Annotated in this window: 20 protein-coding genes; 18 read left to right on the top strand and 2 right to left on the bottom strand. The window is 35.7% G+C overall.

Annotated features, from left to right (window positions below; translation table 11 throughout):
• Positions 1 to 376: 376 nt before the first annotated feature.
• The 5 genes from ACHRV5_RS07635 (at position 377) to ACHRV5_RS07615 (ending at position 5,137) form a co-directional block, all read left to right on the top strand.
• Positions 377 to 1,084, top strand: a complete 708-nt coding sequence (locus tag ACHRV5_RS07635; protein WP_047776990.1) for an HAD family hydrolase — start codon at positions 377 to 379, stop codon at positions 1,082 to 1,084.
• Positions 1,084 to 1,713, top strand: coding sequence for a CatA-like O-acetyltransferase (locus tag ACHRV5_RS07630; protein ID WP_395426343.1), 630 nt, complete (start codon positions 1,084 to 1,086; stop codon positions 1,711 to 1,713). Before ACHRV5_RS07635 ends, ACHRV5_RS07630 begins: the two co-directional genes overlap by 1 nt.
• A 45-nt stretch (positions 1,714 to 1,758) precedes the next feature.
• Entirely contained in the window at positions 1,759 to 3,111 is a 1,353-nt protein-coding gene (locus ACHRV5_RS07625) for a hypothetical protein (protein WP_395426342.1), read from the top strand.
• Between the two features lie 179 nt (positions 3,112 to 3,290).
• Entirely contained in the window at positions 3,291 to 3,809 is a 519-nt protein-coding gene (locus ACHRV5_RS07620) for a ferritin (RefSeq protein WP_047776987.1), read from the top strand.
• 635 nt (positions 3,810 to 4,444) lie between these two features.
• Positions 4,445 to 5,137, top strand: coding sequence for a DUF2461 domain-containing protein (locus ACHRV5_RS07615; RefSeq protein ID WP_395426341.1), 693 nt, complete (start codon positions 4,445 to 4,447; stop codon positions 5,135 to 5,137).
• Positions 5,138 to 5,194: 57 nt separating this feature from the next.
• On the opposite strand, the gene ACHRV5_RS07610 is transcribed toward ACHRV5_RS07615, so the two are convergent.
• A complete protein-coding gene (locus ACHRV5_RS07610; RefSeq protein ID WP_047776984.1) occupies positions 5,195 to 5,518 on the bottom strand; it encodes a single-stranded DNA-binding protein in 324 nt (107 codons plus the stop codon).
• 174 nt (positions 5,519 to 5,692) lie between these two features.
• Between ACHRV5_RS07610 and ACHRV5_RS07605 the strand changes: the two genes are divergently transcribed.
• Genes ACHRV5_RS07605 through ACHRV5_RS07590 form a run of 4 tightly spaced genes read left to right on the top strand, consistent with a single transcriptional unit; the run spans position 5,693 to position 10,405 of the window.
• Positions 5,693 to 7,222 (top strand): carbon-nitrogen hydrolase family protein, encoded by a 1,530-nt coding sequence (locus ACHRV5_RS07605; protein ID WP_230003913.1) that lies wholly within the window; start codon positions 5,693 to 5,695, stop codon positions 7,220 to 7,222.
• Positions 7,219 to 7,566 (top strand): hypothetical protein, encoded by a 348-nt coding sequence (locus ACHRV5_RS07600; protein ID WP_047776981.1) that lies wholly within the window; start codon positions 7,219 to 7,221, stop codon positions 7,564 to 7,566. Before ACHRV5_RS07605 ends, ACHRV5_RS07600 begins: the two co-directional genes overlap by 4 nt.
• 10 nt (positions 7,567 to 7,576) lie before the next feature.
• A complete protein-coding gene (locus tag ACHRV5_RS07595; RefSeq protein WP_395426340.1) occupies positions 7,577 to 9,973 on the top strand; it encodes a M28 family peptidase in 2,397 nt (798 codons plus the stop codon).
• A gap of 12 nt (positions 9,974 to 9,985) precedes the next feature.
• Positions 9,986 to 10,405 (top strand): SRPBCC family protein, encoded by a 420-nt coding sequence (locus ACHRV5_RS07590; protein WP_395426339.1) that lies wholly within the window; start codon positions 9,986 to 9,988, stop codon positions 10,403 to 10,405.
• Positions 10,406 to 10,462: 57 nt separating this feature from the next.
• Here ACHRV5_RS07590 and ACHRV5_RS07585 read toward each other — a convergent pair whose 3' ends face one another.
• Positions 10,463 to 10,858, bottom strand: coding sequence for a rhodanese-like domain-containing protein (locus ACHRV5_RS07585; RefSeq protein ID WP_395426338.1), 396 nt, complete (start codon positions 10,856 to 10,858; stop codon positions 10,463 to 10,465).
• Between the two features lie 147 nt (positions 10,859 to 11,005).
• On the opposite strand from ACHRV5_RS07585, the gene ACHRV5_RS07580 reads away from it, so the two are divergent.
• From ACHRV5_RS07580 to ACHRV5_RS07540, 9 genes are all read left to right on the top strand, one after another.
• Positions 11,006 to 11,908: a LysR family transcriptional regulator gene (locus ACHRV5_RS07580; RefSeq protein WP_395426337.1), complete on the top strand. Its 903-nt coding sequence runs from the start codon at positions 11,006 to 11,008 to the stop codon at positions 11,906 to 11,908.
• Positions 11,893 to 12,342, top strand: a complete 450-nt coding sequence (locus ACHRV5_RS07575; protein WP_395426336.1) for a GNAT family N-acetyltransferase — start codon at positions 11,893 to 11,895, stop codon at positions 12,340 to 12,342. The genes ACHRV5_RS07580 and ACHRV5_RS07575 overlap by 16 nt, the downstream gene beginning before the upstream one ends.
• A gap of 17 nt (positions 12,343 to 12,359) precedes the next feature.
• Positions 12,360 to 13,175, top strand: coding sequence for an SDR family oxidoreductase (locus ACHRV5_RS07570; protein ID WP_395426335.1), 816 nt, complete (start codon positions 12,360 to 12,362; stop codon positions 13,173 to 13,175).
• A gap of 165 nt (positions 13,176 to 13,340) precedes the next feature.
• On the top strand, positions 13,341 to 13,814 hold the full coding sequence (locus ACHRV5_RS07565; RefSeq protein ID WP_047776967.1) for a methylated-DNA--[protein]-cysteine S-methyltransferase: 474 nt from the start codon (positions 13,341 to 13,343) through the stop codon (positions 13,812 to 13,814).
• An 88-nt stretch (positions 13,815 to 13,902) separates the two neighbouring features.
• Positions 13,903 to 14,616: a 3'-5' exonuclease gene (locus ACHRV5_RS07560; protein ID WP_395426334.1), complete on the top strand. Its 714-nt coding sequence runs from the start codon at positions 13,903 to 13,905 to the stop codon at positions 14,614 to 14,616.
• Positions 14,617 to 14,987: 371 nt separating this feature from the next.
• Complete coding sequence (locus ACHRV5_RS07555; RefSeq protein WP_395426333.1) at positions 14,988 to 16,061, top strand: winged helix DNA-binding domain-containing protein; 1,074 nt, start codon at positions 14,988 to 14,990, stop codon at positions 16,059 to 16,061.
• A gap of 111 nt (positions 16,062 to 16,172) precedes the next feature.
• Entirely contained in the window at positions 16,173 to 17,612 is a 1,440-nt protein-coding gene (locus tag ACHRV5_RS07550) for a nucleoside recognition domain-containing protein (RefSeq protein WP_047776957.1), read from the top strand.
• An 818-nt stretch (positions 17,613 to 18,430) separates the two neighbouring features.
• Positions 18,431 to 18,892 (top strand): IS200/IS605 family transposase, encoded by a 462-nt coding sequence (gene tnpA / locus ACHRV5_RS07545; protein WP_395426332.1) that lies wholly within the window; start codon positions 18,431 to 18,433, stop codon positions 18,890 to 18,892.
• Positions 18,893 to 18,896: 4 nt separating this feature from the next.
• Positions 18,897 to 19,631: a hypothetical protein gene (locus ACHRV5_RS07540; RefSeq protein WP_395426331.1), complete on the top strand. Its 735-nt coding sequence runs from the start codon at positions 18,897 to 18,899 to the stop codon at positions 19,629 to 19,631.
• Positions 19,632 to 19,667: the final 36 nt, after the last annotated feature.

Here is a 19,667-nt window from a genome sequence, read left to right as displayed (position 1 = left end):
ATTTGAACAAATAATTCGTGAATTCATGGCAAAAAAATTAGCACGCAGATTTAGCCGATTAAGCAGATTTATTTGAAAATCTTTGGAATCATTTTAATCTGTGGCAAAAAAAGCACGCAGATTGAACTGATCGAACAGATGTATTTAAAATCATTGTAATCGGCGGCAAAACCTGAAACAAAAAAACACGCAGATCGAGCTGATCGAACAGATGTATTCAAAATCATTGTAATCGGCGGCAAAACCTGAAACAAAAAAAACCTGAAACAAAAAAACACGCAGATATAGCTAACCGAGCAGATGTATTCAAAATCATTTTAGTCGGCCGCAAAACCTGAAACAAAAAAAACCTGAAACAAAAAAAACACCTCCCTATATGTTACATAAAAACAAAATTCCAAATTTAAAAGTAATCGCCTTTGATGCCGATGATACTTTGTTTGTTAATGAACCTTACTTTCAGGAAACCGAACATAAATTCTGTGCTTTGATGGAAGATTATCTTTCACACCAAGGTATTTCGCAGGAATTGTTTAAAATAGAAATTCAAAACTTACCTTTATACGGTTACGGAATCAAAGGTTATATTCTTTCGATGATTGAAGCAGCGATGATCATTTCAAACAATACCATTCCGGTTGAGGTAATTCAGAAAATTATTCAATATGGGAAAGAATTACTCGAGAAACCCATTGAACTTCTGGACGGAATAGAAGAAACACTAGAGGCATTGCATGGCAAATACAAATTGGTAGTAGCCACAAAAGGAGATTTAAAAGACCAGCACAGCAAATTGCATCGTTCGGGATTAGGTCATTATTTTCACCATATTGAAGTAATGTCAGACAAACAACAAATTGATTACGAGAAATTATTAGGTCGTTTGGACATTCAATCCCATGAATTTCTGATGATTGGAAACTCTCTAAAATCGGATGTATTGCCTGTACTGGAAATTGGCGGTTATGCCGTACACATTCCTTTTCATACGACTTGGGAACACGAAAAAATCAATCATAAAGTAGAACACCAACATTTTAGCTCCTTCGAAAAAATAACCGAAGTGCTTAATAATTTATTGTAATGAAAACACTTTTAGACCTCGAGAATTGGAATAGAAAAGAACATTTTGCCCATTTTAAACAAATGGAAGAACCCTTCTTTGGCGCGACTGTTGAGATTGATTGTACCAAAGCCTATCAAACCGCCAAAAGTCTGAATACTTCTTTTTTCATTTATTACCTGCATAAAACATTAGTAGCCGTAAATGCAATTGAGAATTTTAGATATCGAATCTCAGAGGACAAAATCTACATTTACGATCGTATTGATGCTTCGGCAACAATTGGTCGCGAAGATGGGACTTTTGGGTTTTCTTTAATGGAGTATCATCCTGATTTCAAAATTTTTGAGCAAAATGCTTTAGCAGAAGTCAAACGCGTTCAAAATACAACTGGAATTTATACCCGTGAATTTAAAGACGATAATGTCATTCATTTTTCGGCAATACCGTGGTTAAATTTCACTTCGCTTACCCATGCCCGCAGTTTTACCTATCCAGATAGTTGTCCTAAAGTTTCTTTTGGGAAAATGATGACGGCAGAAACAGGAAAAAGAACCATTTCGATGGCTGTTTATGTGCATCACGGTCTAATGGATGGTTTACACCTGGGACAGTTTGTTGACTCTTTTCAGGAGTTAATGAATTCCTAAACAAAATAAAGTCCGCGATTTTGAATTGATTCTATTCTAAAAAATATGAGAAAAATAATTCTGTTTTTAGCTGTAATGTACCAATCTATGCTATTGAGTCAGACTGTACTGGCTTCTTATTCGCTGGAATTAAAAAAGATACGGGAAAACGATCAGATCTTAAATTTTGAAAACGCTGTAACACACGAAGTATTTGTCTTTGTGGCATCACAGGGAAATTTTACGATTTTAAAGTACAACAGCGCCCTTTTTCTAAGAGATCAATTTGCAGGTGCAATGACCTATTATGAAAAAAGGTCTTTGCTTGGCTACAGTTTTGGTGAAGACGGAAATCCAAGTTTGTATTGGTATTCAGAAGAACTGAAAGACATTATAATTGTCAAATATTACTTTGAAGACAAAACAGTTAAGGCTTTGAAGTTTAATTTTCCTGCAAAGATTCAGCCTATTGTTACCCAATATCAAAAAGACAATGCATTTAATCTGTTAACGCAACATAAAACAGAGCCAAAACTAATTCTATACGTCTTCAAGAATGGAACTGTGGAAGAAAGAGAACTCGATTTTTCTCCTTTTACCTTCAAAGACCGAAAAACACAATCCAGAACGTTCAATCAGATTCTTACCGAAAACCCTATTGAAAAAATGGAATCCGGTGAATACAATCCTTTGTTTAAAACCGTTAGTAAAACCAAATTGTATTTATTGCCACAGCGTCTCATCCTGACTTTGGACCAGAATGTTACCAACACACAATTGTTCGACATTAATTTGACTAGTCTGGACATAAAAGAGAAGAATTTCCTGCAGCCTCCTGCTAAAAAATGGGCCAGATCCTCTAACTCTTTTTATCACGAGAACAAACTATACCAAATTAACACAACTGAAGATGAATTTTTGTTTGATATAAAAGACCTTGAGTCCGAACAAGTATTAAAGAGCATTGTTGTTTCGAAAAATGACACAATACGTTTTAAAAATTCTCCTTTGTTAATCCAAAGAGACATCTATAGTCCGAAAGAATTAAAAAACACCGCTAAATTTCTACAACACCTGGCTACTTTAGACATCGGGTTATCTGTTTTTAAAAACAAAACGAATCTGTTTATCACTTTTGGAGGGATCAATAAACCAAGCTATCAGAGTTTTGATGGATTTTCTTATCCGGATATTCAAAGCAAGACTGTGTACTTTGAAAGTATCTGGGATAAAAAATTGGGGTATACCACAGAGCAACAGCAGCCTCTTGCCGCCGATAAAATCAATTTATTTGTAGACAAACATGATGAAGTTTCGTTTCAAAGTATCATAAAGTTTAAAGATTATTTCATTCTGGGTTATTATGATACGGATACCAAAGAATATAAAATGCTTAAATTTACAGACGGTTATAATTGAAACCAAAACGAAGTCTTTAGATGGAACTGATTGCACCCGAATTAAAAACAAATAAGCTCCATTTAAATTAGAAGAAGCTGATTTCATTGTATTTAGTCTGAATCTGAATTAATTCCTACAAAAGGCAATCAGGTTCTTAATTGCCTAAAATTATATAACTTTACAAAAAAATCAAGATTATGTTATCAAAAAATATAGAAGCAGCACTGAACAAGCAGATCAGAATTGAAGCCGAGTCTTCACAAACTTACCTTTCAATGGCTTGTTGGGCAGAGGTACACGGATTAGAAGGAATTGCTCAATTTATGTACACACAATCAGATGAGGAACGCGCGCACATGCTTAAACTGATAAAGTATGTAAACGAACGTGGCGGACATGCACAAATTACAGATCTTAAAGAGCCAAAGACAAGTTATTCGACTTTTAAGGAAATGTTTGAGACGCTTTACAACCATGAACTTTTTGTATCAGAGTCTATTAATGAATTGGTTCATATTACCTTTTCAGAAAAAGACTATGCTACACATAATTTCTTACAATGGTACGTATCGGAACAAATCGAAGAAGAGGCTACAGCTAAGTCAATTTTAGATAAAATTAATTTAATTGGAGACGACAAAGGCGGTCTTTACTTGTTTGACCGTGATATTCAGCAATTAACCGTTACAAGTTCAATAGCTATTAACCCAAAATAAAAAAGTTAAAGTTTATTTAGAACATATAAAAATAACTTTTATTCTTTTATATTTGCCTCGATTTTATAATTGAGAGGTACTGTGAGCAAGAAAGATAAGGTTAAGGACAAGGACAAAAAAAAGGATAAAAAGAAGAAGAAAAATCAAGAAATCCTTGACAAGATTAAAAAACTCGAAAACTGCAAATCCAGCTGTTGTGAGAAATTTAAAAAGAGTGAAAAGAAACGTTGCTCTCGTTGTCCTATGTTTGACTTAATAAAAAAGACAGCTTAATATATATATGAAAACCCATCAGATTACTGATGGGTTTTTAGTTTAAATCAAAGTCCTTTATTCGTTTAAAAAACATATTATCCAAAGCATTTTTTTTTCACCATATAAGTGATAGTAGCTCCTTTTAGATTTTCCTTTGTGTTCCTCGCGGAATCTTTGTGAACTTCATGGTTAACTTCACCATATAAGTCCTATTAGCTCATTTCAAATCTTTTTCTTTGCGAACCTGGCGAAATCTTTGCGAACTTAGCGGTTGAAATCGCATTCAATCACATCTAATTTCCACTTTCGTTGAAAAAATAAAAGAACAGTTGTAAATTAGTTACCTGATTAAATAAATCTTAAGAGTCCGTTGTTTCATTATGAAAAACCAAATTACTATCCCAAAATCCAGTCTTGATTTTTTGCAAGAGCTTAAAGCAAACAATAACAAACCTTGGTTTGATGCAAATAAAACGACTTACCTCAACGAATTAAATCATATCGAAACTTTTGCAGGTGCTTTACTGCAGGAGCTCTCCAAAACCGATGTTTTAGAAACCGCTTCCGGAAAAAAAAGTGTATACCGAATTTATCGCGATATTCGTTTTTCTAAAGACAAAACGCCTTTTAAAAGCTTTTGGGGTGGTAGTTATACCCGTGCCACGAGTGAAAGACGAGGTGGTTATTATTATCATTTGGAACAAGGAAATAGCTTTATCGCCGGTGGTTTTTGGGGACCAAATGCGGCAGACTTAAAACGCGTAAGAAGTGAATTTGCCCACGATCCTGAACCTATGCAAAAGATACTGCATTCAGAATCTTTTATCCGCACATTTGGAACTCTACAAGGCGAACAGCTTAAAACAAAGCCCAAAGGATTTGATATCGATCATGAAGCTATTGACTTACTTCGTTACAAACAGTTTTTACTTATTAAACGATTTACAGATCAGGAAGTATTGAGTCCGCATTTTTTAGAGCAGGCACTGGACACCTTCAAGAACATGAGACCCTTTTTTGATTATATGAGTGAAATATTGACGACCGACATAAATGGCGCTTCAATTTTATAAAAAAAATAAACCCGACAGCTTTTAAAAACCTGTCGGGTTTGATTACGTTAATAAACACTATTTACTTAAAAACAGGATTTCGTTGACCACTACTTCTGTGACGTATTTTTTCTCTCCGTTTTTATCGTCATAACTTCTGTGTGTAAGCTTTCCTTCTACCGCAACTTCTTTTCCTTTTACGACATATTTTTCGATAATTTCGGCCGTTTTTCCCCAGGCAGTCACACGATGCCATTCTGTTTGTTCTACTTTTTCTCCCTTTTCATTGGTGTACTTCTCGTTTGTTGCAATGTTTAAATGCGCTAATTTTTTTCCGTTTTCCAATGTTTTAATTTCCGGATCGTTTCCTACGTTCCCGATTAATTGTACTCTGTTTTTCATGGCGTATACTATTTAAATTTTATTATAAGTGAATTCGTACATTAAATTCAACAGGGCAAAGATGCTACAGCTTTCAATAACTATTCGGTAACCAACCATTTACTTTCGGTTGTAATTATTTGTAACCGTTTGCAAATGGAAATATTTTTGTATATTTGAGAAAAGCCCTACGATATGCAAACACAAATCAATAAAGTTGAACTGCGAAATTTGGAATTTGACGATTACAAACAATTGAAGAACTCAATGGTAGAATCGTATCCCGAAATGGCCAATTCATACTGGAGATCTGCCGATATTAAAAAACTACTTTCTATATTTCCTGAAGGTCAATTGATTATTCTGGCCGACGGAGTAGTGGTAGGATCTGCCTTGTCCTTGATCGTTGATGAGACATTGGTCGATAAAAGACACAACTACAACCAAATTCACGGCAATTATACCTTTTCTACTCACAATCCAAATGGTGAAATTTTATACGGTATCGATGTTTTCATCCACCCGCAATACCGCGGTTTGCGTTTAGGCCGTCGTTTGTATGATGCCCGAAAAGAACTTTGCGAGCAACTGAATCTAAAAGCCATTGTTTTTGCAGGACGAATTCCGAATTATGCGCAACATGCCAGAAAACTCACTCCAAAAAATTATATCGACAAAGTAAAACACAAAGAATTACATGATCCGGTGCTATCCTTTCAGCTTAGCAATGACTTTCATGTTTTGCGCATCATCAAAAACTATTTAGAAGGCGACGAAGAATCCAAAGAATTTGCCGTGCTTTTAGAATGGAACAATGTTTATTACGATGAGAGTCCGAAACTTATCAATCTCGAAAAAAGCGTTATTCGTTTGGGATTAATTCAGTGGCAAATGCGTCAGTTAAACAATGTGGAAGCTTTATTTGAGCAGGCCGAATTTTTTATTGATGTTGTTTCCGGTTATGGAAGTGATTTTGCGTTATTCCCGGAGCTCTTTATAGCGCCTTTAATGGCCGATTACAATCATTTATCAGAAGCGGAAGCAATTCGGGAATTGGCTCGTTACTCTGACCCGATCCGGAAACGTTTTCAGGAATTTGCCATTTCATACAATATCAATATCATTACCGGTAGCATGCCCTATTTAGATAATGGTAATTTATACAATGTTGGTTTTTTATGCAAACGAGACGGAACATCGGAAATGTATACCAAAATTCACGTGACTCCAAACGAAGTACAACATTGGGGAATGAAGGGCGGGTCTCAATTTAAAACCTTTGATACCGACTGTGGCAAAATTGGAATCCTGATCTGCTATGATGTGGAGTTCCCCGAACTTTCAAGAATTATGGCCAATGAAGGAATGAATATCTTATTCGTTCCCTTCCTCACAGATACACAAAATGCTTATACCCGTGTAAAACATTGTTCGCAAGCACGGGCTATAGAAAACGAATGTTATGTCGCAATTGCAGGTTGTGTAGGCAACTTACCAAAAGTAAACAATATGGATATTCAATATGCACAAGCTTCTGTATTTACCCCCTCTGATTTTGCTTTTCCAAGTAATGGAATAAAAGCCGAAGCAACCCCAAATACAGAGATGACCTTAATTGTAGATGTTGATTTGAATTTACTAAAACAACTCCATGAGCACGGAAGTGTACGAATCTTAAAAGACCGAAGAAATGATTTATATGAAATTAAAAAGTTGGATCCATGAAGACATGCCTCGAATGCTCCGAAAAGATTGTAGGCCGTGAAGACAAGAAATTTTGTTCAGATAGTTGCCGAAATGCCTACAACAACAAGATCAATAAGGACACCACTAATTTCATGCGAAATATAAACAATAAGCTACGCAAAAATTACCGTATTTTGTCCGAGTTAAACACAGAAGGAAAATCAAAAGCAAGAAAAGATAAAATGTTGAACAAAGGCTTTGATTTTGATTTTTTTACTAATATTTTGCAGACCAAAACGGGGAACACTTATTATTTTCTATACGACCAGGGATATCGCTCTTTGGACAATGATTATTATATGCTCGTGAAAAAAGAAATTTAGTATATTCAACATGAAAAAAAATCCTACTTCGATACTAGCCTTTCTATGCGTTATAGCCATTCTGGCCATTATATACGCCACAATGATGCCCCAATGGGTTTCTAAAAATGAAGAAGCTCTTGCCGAATTCTCGACCGAACGCGCACTAAATCAAGTTAAAATCATAGCCCAAAAACCCCATTATGTAGGCTCGACAAATCATGAATTAGTAGCCAATTATCTTAAACTTGAGCTCAACCGAATCGGTTTGGAAACGTCAGTTCAGGAAGGATTCACCCTTAACGATAAAGGTCTTCTCGTAAAATCTAAGAATATTCTTGCCCGCATAAAAGGAACAAACAATTCAAAAGCACTTTTATTGCTTTCTCACTATGACAGCGCCCCGCATTCTTTCTCTAAAGGAGCAAGCGATGATGCCTCGGGAGTTGCCACTATTCTTGAAGGTGTTCGTGCCTTTTTATATGCTAAAAAACCACACAAAAACGATATTATCATTCTCTTTTCAGATGCCGAAGAATTAGGACTAAATGGCGCCGCTCTTTTTGTAAATCAACATCCTTGGGCAAAAGAAGTGGGCTTAGTTTTAAATTTTGAAGCCAGAGGCTCTTCAGGCCCAAGTTATATGTTAATGGAAACCAATAAAGGAAATGAAACATTGGTGAAAGAATTTTCAAATGCAAAAACAAAATTCCCGGTTTCCAATTCACTTATGTACAGCATTTACAAAATGCTTCCAAACGACACCGATCTGACCGTTTTTAGAGAACAAGGAAACATACAGGGATTTAACTTTGCTTTTATTGATGGTCATTTTAACTACCACACTCAGCAGGATGACATTCAACATTTAAGCAAAAATACGCTGGCGCATCAGGGAACGTATTTAATGCCCTTGTTAGACTATTTTTCAAATATTGATCTAAATGCAACAACTGCAACGGAAGACAATGTTTATTTTACGGTTCCTTTTGGCTTTTTTATTAGCTATCCATTTTCATGGGTTGGTCCAATGACTTTCATGGCCTTAGGTTTATTAATTCTTTTTATTTTTATTGGAAAGGCAAAACGTGTCATCACCTTTAGAGAAATCTTCAGAGGATTTGTTCCGTTATTTGGTTCTATAATAATCTCCGGATTGGTTACTTTTTTAGGCTGGAAAATACTTTTACAGATCTACCCGCAATACAATGACCTATTAAATGGATTTACCTACAATGGGCATGCCTACATTGGCGCTTTTGTAACACTAAGTATCGCCATTTGTTTTGCTTTCTACCATCATTTTTCGGAGGCAAAAACTACAATGAACCATTTTGTAGCGCCGCTTTTACTTTGGATAATCATCAATGCTCTTCTGGCCAATAGTCTGACAGGAGCCGGTTTTCTTATTATTCCGGTTTACTTTGGAGTGTTTTTATTTGGAATTTTTGTAATCACTCAACATTATAGTTTAGGTATAAATTTATTATTCAGTATCCCCGCCTTAGCCATTATTGCTCCTTTTATAATAATGTTCCCTGTTGGTCTGGGATTAAAAATACTTTTTGTAAGCGCCATACTGACCGTATTGTTATTCGGGCTTTTGCTACCGCTATTTGGTGCGTTTTTCAAAAAAGGAGTTTGGACGATATTATTTTTTGTCCTGTCGATCGGCTTTTTCACTTACGCTGGTATCAACTCGGGTTATGAACACGGAAAAGCAAAATCAAATAGTTTATTGTATGTTTATAATGCGAACACCAACTCAGCTCTTTGGACTACTTACGACACCAACTTAGACGATTGGACCAAAACGTATCTGGGACAAACCGATCATAAAGCAGTAGGCTTAAATACGCTACCTATTACCAGCAAATATGGTTCAGGTTTTACTTATAGTGCGATTGCACCAATTGTTACGGTTCCAAAACCAACTATTGCATTCTTAAAAGACAGTGTGGTTGGAAACAACAGGTACTTAAAAATAAAAATTACACCCAATAGAAAAGTAAATCGTTACGATATTTATGCCAATACCAAAATGACGTTTTTTAACTTTAAAGCAAATGGCGTTTCGACTTCCGGACAAAAAGGAAATCGCTTAGAACGCGATGATGTTAAGGTATTGTGTTATTATGTTGTAAGCAACGAACCTCTTGTTTTGGAATTCTACATCAACAAATTATCTGTATTTGATATGGACTTGATTGAAAGTTCATTTGATTTAATGACCAACCCGTTATTAAACATCAAACCAAGAAGTGACTGGATGATGCCAACCCCATTTGTTTTGAATGATGCCGTTTTGGTGCAACAGAAAATAAAAAGAGAAACAGCTCCAGTAAATGTTCCTGTTGCCGCAACTCCAATAAAAGACAGTACAAGTGTTTCAAAAGACAGTTTAAAATCTATTGTTCAACCAAAATAAACACGAAGTTTTATGGCGACAAACATTTCAACAATAGTCTTTAACGCTCCAATAGAAAAAGTTTGGGCTGCTTTAACACAGCCTGTTCTCGTAAAACAATGGCAATACGAAAGTGATTTAATCACAGACTGGAAAATAGGCAGCGAAATTCGATTTAGAAATGAATGGGACGGACACGTTTTTCAGCAATGGGGAACTATTCTGGAGCTAGTTCACCATAAAAAAATCAAGTATTCCCTGTTTTTTCCGAGACCTGGATTAGAAGACAAACCTGAAAACTATTTCCTTATGACCTATCTTTTAACTCAAGAAGATCAGAAGGTAAAACTCGAAATTATTCAGGAAGATAAGCGAGAGGGAGCCGTCCAAGAAGAACCTCAAGGTGAAGAAAGTCCAATTCTGCAAAGTCTAAAAACAGTAGTCGAATCATAAACGATATTTTACAAATGCAAAAGGGCAGATTTCAATTCGAAAATCTGCCCTTTTTCTTTAACACGCACACTCAATTTTCAATCCAGCTTTTACTCCATTGTTTCCTTCGGTGGCATATCCGTCAAATTTCCACCATTCTATACCGCCAATTAGTTCTTTTACCTTAAACCCTAATTTTGCCATATTTAAAGCTCCTTTAGTCGATGCATTACAACCAATACCATCACAATAGGTTACGTACAGCACTTCTTTATCCAGCTCGTTAGTGCTTTCAATTGTCATTTCACGATGCGGAATATTAATCGCTGTGGGAATGTGTTCTGTTTCAAAACCAAATGCTTTCCTGGCATCAATTATAACTACTTTTTCGCCGCTATTCAAAGCTTCAAACAAATCAGACGGATCCATTTCGTAAGCCAGTTTGTCTTCATAATGTTTAATTTGTGCTTCCATTTCAATTATAGTTTTAATGTTTTATTTTTCCAAAAGTACTCGAACATCAAACACCATAAAAACGAAAAGAATTCATCTACTTGATTACTATTTTTCATGAAAAAGGCATCATAAAATTTTGTTCCTTTACCTATAAATTCTCTAAAAATGGAAATACGTCATTTAAGACTGATAAAAGCGATCGTTGAAGAAGGAAGCATTACCAAAGCAATCGACAAACTTCATCTGACACAATCAGCTCTGAGCCATCAACTTAAAGAAGCCGAGTATCAATTGGGTACTCCTGTTTTTTCGAGAATCAATAAAAAACTGGTTCTGACCAAGGCCGGTGAAAAAATGTATCAGATTGCCAATGAAATTCTCGACAAGCTTTCGCAAACGGAGACTCAAATCAAACAAATGGTTTTTGGTGAATACGGTGAAATCCGCATTAGCACCGAGTGTTTTTCGAGTTACCACTGGTTGCCTTCCGTCCTGAAACAATTCAATCTTTTATATCCGAACGTTGAGCTAAAAATTGTCACAGAAGCAACCCACATACCACTACAAAAGTTATTGGAAAACACCATTGATATTGCCATAGTAAGTGATCAGATAAAAGACAACAACATTAAATACATGGAACTTTTTCAGGACGAAGTTGTCATGGCTGTTTCTGAAAACCATGCCTGGGCCAACAAAAAATATGTTGTTGCCGAAGATTTTGTAAACGAACATTTGCTGATTCATTCCCTTCCGATGGAAACGGTTACCATTCATCAATTTATTCTGGGCCCCGCCAAAGTCGTCCCAAAAAAAATCACTCCTTTGCCTCTGACGGAAGCTTCCTTAGAAATGGTCAAAGCCGATATGGGGGTTATGTCTATGGCAAAATGGGCGTTATTGCCACATTTAAAAACGAGTCCGATCAAGGCGGTTAAAATTGGCAAAAACGGTTTAAAAAGAAAACACTTTATCGCGATTCGAGAAAAGGAATTGTATCCGGACTATTTTCATCATTTTATTACCTTTTTACAAACCGAAATCAATCTTCAATGGAATATTCAATAAGAAACTGCGAACTTGCAGACTTACCCAAATTAGTCCTTTTATGCCAAAAACATGCCGCCTTCGAAAAAGCTGATTTTTCAATTACCGGAAAAGAAGAAGCCTTACAAAAAGCATTATTTAGCGAAAAACAGAGACTAAACTGTTTAGTAGTAGCAACTACTGATACCATCGTGGGTTACGCTTCTTATACCTTTGACTATTCGACCTGGGATGCTGCCGATTTTATGTACATGGACTGTTTGTTTCTGGAAGAAGAAGTGCGAAGTTTTGGAATTGGAGAACTCTTGATCGACAGACTTAAGCTAATTGCCGTTGAAAAAGAATGTGCCAATATACAATGGCAAACACCACAATTTAACGAAAGAGCAATCAAATTCTACAACAGAATTGGCGCAAAAGGAAAAGACAAAGTCCGTTTTACATTACCTTTATAGTCGAATAAAAATTACAAATGACACAAATTAGTATTTTAGGCTGCGGTTGGCTGGGTTTGCCTTTGGCGAAACAATTAATCACAAAAGGAAATCGGATAAACGGATCGACGACTACTGACAGCAAACTTTCAATTCTGCAAAATACAGGAATAAATGCGTTTTTAGTTTCGATTGAAGAGGATCAAATTTCAGGAACAATAATTCCGTTTTTGGACAAAAGTGATGTTCTAATTATTGACATCCCACCTAAACTACGAGCAGAAAATCAGGATTCTCAAAAGAAAATTTTTGTAGAAAAAATAAAAAATCTGATTCCGTTTATTGAAAAAGCAGGCGTAAAAAAAGTACTTTTTGTGAGTTCAACTTCTGTTTACGGAAACGAAAACAGCACCATTACCGAAGAAACAAATCCAAACCCGGATACCGAAAGTGGAAAACAATTGCTTTTAGCCGAAGCGGTTTTACAAAAAAATCCCAATTTTGAAACTACGATTCTGCGTTTTGGAGGACTAATTGGCGAAGATCGCCAGCCTGTGAAATTTCTTGCAGGAAAAGAAAACCTGGCAAATCCGGATGCACCGGTCAATCTGATTCATCAAAAGGATTGTATTGGAGTCATTGAAGAAATAATTACCCTCGCTAAATGGAACGAAGTTTTCAATGCTGCTGCTCCCTTCCATCCTACCCGTGAGGAATATTACACACAAAAAGCGATTGATTTAAACTTGGCTTTACCAAAATTCAGCTCCGAAAAATCAAATAGCAGGAAAACCATTTCAAGTAAAAAAATTGAAACTTTATTAAATTACAGCTTTAAGTTGGAAAATTATTAGCGGCGTTTTTTTTAAACCATATAAGTGATGTAAGTTCATATAATGCTGTTGTCTACAAAAAATTAAGAGCAAAGCTTAAATGAACTTACATCACTTATATGGTTTAAATAGTTATGTTTAATAAAAAAACTTTGCGAACTTTGTGAAAGACCAGCCAAAAGAAACATGGAACAAACAGCATACATACAATCTCCTCTCGGGATCACAACAATTGTTGGTGATGAAGAGGGCATCTCGGTTATTTCGGTAACAAAGGAGGGACAGGTTTCTGTTGAAATACCCGAAGTACTGCAAGAGGCTGTTGTGCAATTACAGGAATATTTTGAAGGTAAAAGAATTGATTTCACTTTAAAGCTAAACCCAAAGGGAACTGAATTTCAGCAAAAAGTCTGGAAATCACTGCTCGAGATTCCCTATGGAAAAACGGTAAGTTATATGGACCAGACCAAAAAACTGGGCGATGTAAAAGCAATTCGCGCGGTTGCATCGGCAAATGGCAAAAACCCGCTTTGGATTGTAGTTCCCTGTCACCGTGTTATCGGTACAGATGGATCTCTTACCGGTTACGCCGGAGAAATCTGGCGCAAAAAGTGGCTTTTAGAACATGAGAATCCTGTTAAACAGCAAAGTTTATTCTAATTATTCATCTAAATAGTAAGAATTTTACGCATATTTGTAAGCTAAATCGACTTGCAAAAGTCTAATGCTCTAAGAAGTCTCAAAAGAAATGATTGAAAAAATAAACCTTAACAACATTTTGTTTCTGGATATAGAAACCGTTCCGGAAGAGGAACACTTTACTTCTCTGGATGCTGAGATGCAATCTTTGTGGGATCACAAAACCCAGTATCAGCGAAAAGACGATTTCTCTCCTGAAGAATTTTACGATCGTGCCGGTATTTGGGCAGAGTTTGGTAAAATCGTTTGTATTTCGGTGGGTTATTTTATCATCAAAGGCGACATTCGAAATTTTAGAGTGACTTCCTTTTTTGGAGAAGAAAAGAAAATACTCCGCGACTTCAATAACCTGCTGAACAATCATTTCAACGGACCGCAGCATATTTTGTGCGGACATAACGCCAAAGAGTTTGATATTCCGTTTATTGCACGTCGTATGATTATCAATCAGATTGCGATTCCGAACAAACTTAACCTATTCGGCAAAAAACCTTGGGAAATTGCCCATCTCGATACCTTGGAGTTATGGAAATTTGGCGATTATAAACATTTTACGTCTCTAAAATTACTGACCAAAATTCTTGGCATTCCATCACCAAAAGGCGATATCGACGGAAGTCAGGTTGCTCATGTTTTTTATGTAGAGAAAGATATTGACCGTATTGTAACTTATTGCGAAAAAGACACAATAGCCGTTGCACAGATTTTTCTGCGTTTGCGTCGGGAAGATTTATTGATTGAAGATGAGATTATTCATGTATAGTTTTTTGAAGAGGCAAAGTTGCTAAGATGCAAAGTTACAAAGGTTAAAGATTAGCAATAAAAACTGTGTGACTTCACGAGATAAATCAACACAATTTGATTTCACGCAGATTTGGCAGATTAAGCAGATTTAAATGAACTTACGTCACTTATATGGTTTAAATAGGGCACATGGGGGAATAACACTTTTAAGTTTTATTATTAAGTTGCAAAGATTCAGAGTGACAAAACTAAAAACTTATCGCCTCTGCGACTTTGCGAGATAAATTCTCTCAACTATATTTTCACACAGATTTAAATGAACTTACATCACTCATATGGTTCCCCGACAGCAGTAAATGATTTACTAAACAGCACTAAATGTTTTAAAATATGACACATCCGGAAATAGCATTTTTAAGAATGGCTTCTCAGAAAATCCTGAAAACCAACTTTCATGAACCTCAGGAAATTGTACAGCATTTAGGCGCCATGCAGGCACAAGATTATACCATGGCCAAATGGGCAATTGGCTCCCGATGTGATGCTTCAGAGAAAATGATCGAAGAGGCTATTAATTCTGGTCAAATCATCCGCACCCATATTTTACGCCCTACCTGGCATTTTGTTTCGGCAACTGACATTCATTGGATGCTTGACATTTCCGGGCCACAGGTGAAAAAAATTATTCTTTCGGCCGCTAAAAAATATGATTTGGACGAGAAGAAGCTTAAAAAGATCAACAACTCAATCGAAAAGATTTTATCCAATCATAAAAGCCTCACCCGCGAAGAGATCATACGCGAGCTGGGTTTTAAGAAAGAAACGGATCAAAATTTTTCAAGCACACTGATCATGGGCTATGCCGAGTTAGACGGTGTTGTCTGCAATGGAAACATGAAAGGCAGACAAATAACCTATTCTTTACTGGAAGAGAAAGTTCCAAAAACAAAAACCAAACTGACTAAAGAAGAAGGCTTAGCCCGACTTGCCAAACGCTATTTTGAAAGTCATGGCCCCGCAACATTACCAGATTTTATCTGGTGGTCGGGGTTTCCCGCTACCGTAGCCAAACTTGCAGTTCTTTCAGTCGAGTCAGAACTTGATACAATCGAGGTTGATGGTACAAAATACTGGTTTAAGAAAGGCCTGTCTACGGAAACTTCCATTCCTAAAAAAATCCATTTCCTCCCTTCTTTCGACGAAATATTAATCTCGTATAAAACCAGAGAAATTACAATTGCCAAAGAGCATCAACCAAACGCTTTCACCAATAATGGTATCTTCTGGCCGATAATTATTGAGAATGAAAAAGTAATCGGAACCTGGAAACGCACGGCCAAAAAGGAACATACAAAAATAGAAACCAGCTTTTTTGAAATCATCAATCCTGATAAAAAAAGCCTTGTTTTTGAAGCCATTAAACCCTTTGAAAACTATTTAGAATCGAAAATCAGTATTGAATAAGCTAAAATTGCAGCAAAATCATTCGGTTTTCTTTAAATACTTCTGTTTTCGCTAGCAAAATCTTTGCGCTTATTATGGCTAAATAATTACATTTACAAAAAAAACAAAATTATGGTATTAAGTAGATTTTGGTTGGCTATTTTTATTTCTTCAATTGTCTTTATTGTAATCAGCTTGTTTACTGCCAATACGTATACTATTGATTATGTTTTGAATGGAAAAAAAGACGATCCGATCCTGATTTCAGAAAAATACATTGAGCAACTTCCTGCTTTTATCAAAGACAGTATCAAAAAAGCACCGGATCAAACGCTAATCATCAATCGTGATACTCTTAATGCCGATACCACTTATGTTTATAAAAACAAAACCGTAAAAATTTTCAGTGGTGTCCAAAAATCAGATGGTTTATTGCCTACCTGCAAAAGTACACTACTTGATTTGGTTTTACCGCTTATGGCTTATTTAGCCTTTTTCTGTGGGTTGATGGAACTTTTAATTATTTCGGGAGCATCCGGAAAACTGGCAAAAGCCTTGAGTCCGGTTTTCGTAAAAGTATTCCCGAGTATTCCTAAAAATCACCCTTCTATCTCTTATATGACCTTAAACTTTGCCGCTAACTTTTTAGGATTAGATTCTGCGGCCACTCCGTTTGGTTTAAAAGCCATGGAAAGTTTACAGGAAATTAACCCCGACAAAGACAAAGCCAGTGATGCTCAGATTATGTTTATGTGTCTGCATGCTTCGGGTCTTACTTTAATCGCAACTTCGATTATTGGTTATCGTGCTGCGGCCAACGCCAGCAATCCTGCCGATGTAATGCTGCCGTGTATCATTACTTCGTTTATTGGTACTATTGCTGCTTTTCTAATTGTTGGAATCAAACAAAAAATCAATTTCAAAAGCGCTTCCCTGCTTATTGGTTTAATGGTACTAATTGCGGCCATTGTTGGTTTATTGATGTATGTAAATCACTTGGATTTAATTGGAAAAAACTACTTTACCTCTAATCTTTCGGGATTAATATTGGTTGGAATTATCGCTTTTACTTTGATTTTTTCATTCCTTCATGAGAAAAAATTTACCGAAGCCAGTACGACTGTTTTTGATGCCTTTGTGGTTGGAGCCAATAATGGTGTTAAAACCGGAGTTACTATTTTCCCATATGTTTTAGGGATGCTGGTTGCCATTTCTTTATTCAGAAACAGTGGTTTATTTGAAATCATCAGTGATAGTATTGCTTTTATCTTTTCGAATATGGGCGTAAACAAACAAATTACAGATGCATTACCGGTAGCCATGTTACGTCCTTTTAGTTCTGCAGGATCAAGAGGTTTCTTAATTGACTCAATGAATACTTTTGGTGCAGATTCGTTAACCGGAAGACTAAGCAGTATTTTTCAATGCAGCGCAGAAAGTACTTTTTATGTAATAGCCGTTTACTTTGGTTCTGTAAACATTAAAAACACCCGTTATGCTCTGGGCACTATGCTTTTGGTGGATGTAATCTGTGTGATTACCGCTATTTTTGTGGCGAGCTGGTTTTTCTAAAATTAATCTAAATCATTACAAATTAACCGGATTAAAATGCGATTGTACCAAATGTGACGAGCCCAATGGCTCTTGAATTGGTTATGTTTATTTTTTAAATCGCATTAAAACATTGATCTACAAAACAAGTCGAGCCGATGGCTCTTAATTTGTGATAACCATTTTTAACCAAATTAAAATGTGGATAAACAATATGGGCCGAGCCCGATGGCTCTTGAATTGGTTATGTTTTTTTTAATCGCATTAAAACATTAATCTACAAGACAAGGCGAGCCGATGGCTCTTGGTTTGTGATATGCATTTTTAACCAAATCAAAATACGGATAAACAATATGGGCCGAGCCGAATGGCTCTTGAATTGGATATACATATTTTTAAACCGCATTAAAATATCAATCTACAAGACAAGTCGAGCCGATGGCTCTTGATTTGTGATATGCTTTTTTAACCAAATCAAAATGTGGATAAACAATATGGGCCGAGCCCAATGGCTCTTGAATTGGTTACGCATATTTTTAAACCGCATTAAAATACCTATCCACAATATGAGACGAGCCGATGGCTCTTTAATTTACTGTGCGTTTTTTTTCCTCGTTAAAATATCAATCTACACTACAAAGACAGCAGAATGGTCTCTATTTATTCTATCAGGATTTCGATATAACAAAAATTTAACACGTTAAAATTTACAAAATTAACTTTTAAATATCCATAAATTCCGCAGGAATGATTTATTTTGTAACAAGGGATTTTAATCCCTTGTTAAACGTAACCTATCATAAAGTTCCGTAGGAACGGTTCATATAATATCGCTTCAAATGGCAAATACTTATCATCAAATCTATATACAGGTCGTCTTTGCCGTAAAATACAGAAGAGCTGTAATTGAAGAAGAATGGAGACCAAAACTATTCAGTGTAATTGGGAATCTTATAAATGAATCCGGATGTAAAACAATTATAATTAATGGTGTTGAAGATCACATTCACTGCTTCTTTGGATTAAACCCAACTATTTCTATTTCTGAACTGATGAAAGTTGTAAAAGCAAAATCTTCAAAATATATCAATGATCATAAACTGACAAAGTCAAGATTTGAATGGCAAAGAGGATATGGAGCGTTTTCCTATAGCCAATCCCAAATTGATTCTGTTTACAAATATGTCCAAAATCAAAAAGAACATCATAAAAAACAAACTTTCAATAAAGAATACTTAGCATATTTGAATAAATTTAAAATTCAATACGACGAAAAATATATCTTTGAAGGACTAAAGTAAGACCATGAAAATTCAATACTTATTTATATTAGCTTTTTTTATAAGCTGTCAAAAAGAAAAAAACATAGCAGATATCCCAACTATTGCTAATCAGGAAAACAAAACTGAAGAAGTAACAATTGTAAAAGAAAACTTCCTAAAAACAGATACTATTTCATTTTATGAAACTGCGGGAACAACAAAAAACAGTTATATTCTGGCACACCTTTTAAACCAAAAAATAGACAAGGACAGTGTTGTAACAGGAAACTATCAACTTGATTTTTATCGAAACAAAATCAAAAAAGCCTCTTCAAAATTAACGATTAAAGGGACTACGGAAGGATCTGAATGGAGCGCTTCTTATGGATTGTCTGCTTCTGATGCCAAAAACAGTTCTTTTATACAAATTAGCTATGGATATCCAGCCTGTGGATATGCCCATGACAACTATCTTTACCAGCTAAACAACAATAACTTAGAACTTGTACACGAATGGATAACAATGTCTGATAGCGGTTGGGGAAGTTCGGTTGAATTCACAAATCCGAGTAGGAAATCAAACCCCGATTTCTTTTATTGCAAAAGAGTTGCATTTGAACCGGATGATGAAAACGAGGAAATGGGCTATGAAAAACATTATGATTCAATCGTTTTTCAGTTAAAAAATAAGCTCTGGACCAAAAAAATGCTTTCTGTTGAAGACAAGCCTTACTTTGAAAAAAAGAGGTCTTTTGACGAATTCCACAAACAACAATAAACTCTTTCAGAGCCCTTATTCAAAATCTTTCTAAGG

This window comes from Flavobacterium sp. FlaQc-52 (assembly GCF_044007495.1).
Taxonomy (GTDB): domain Bacteria; phylum Bacteroidota; class Bacteroidia; order Flavobacteriales; family Flavobacteriaceae; genus Flavobacterium; species Flavobacterium cupriresistens.
Note: the sequence above shows the minus strand (reverse complement) of the source record. Positions and strands in the feature narration are given on the sequence as shown.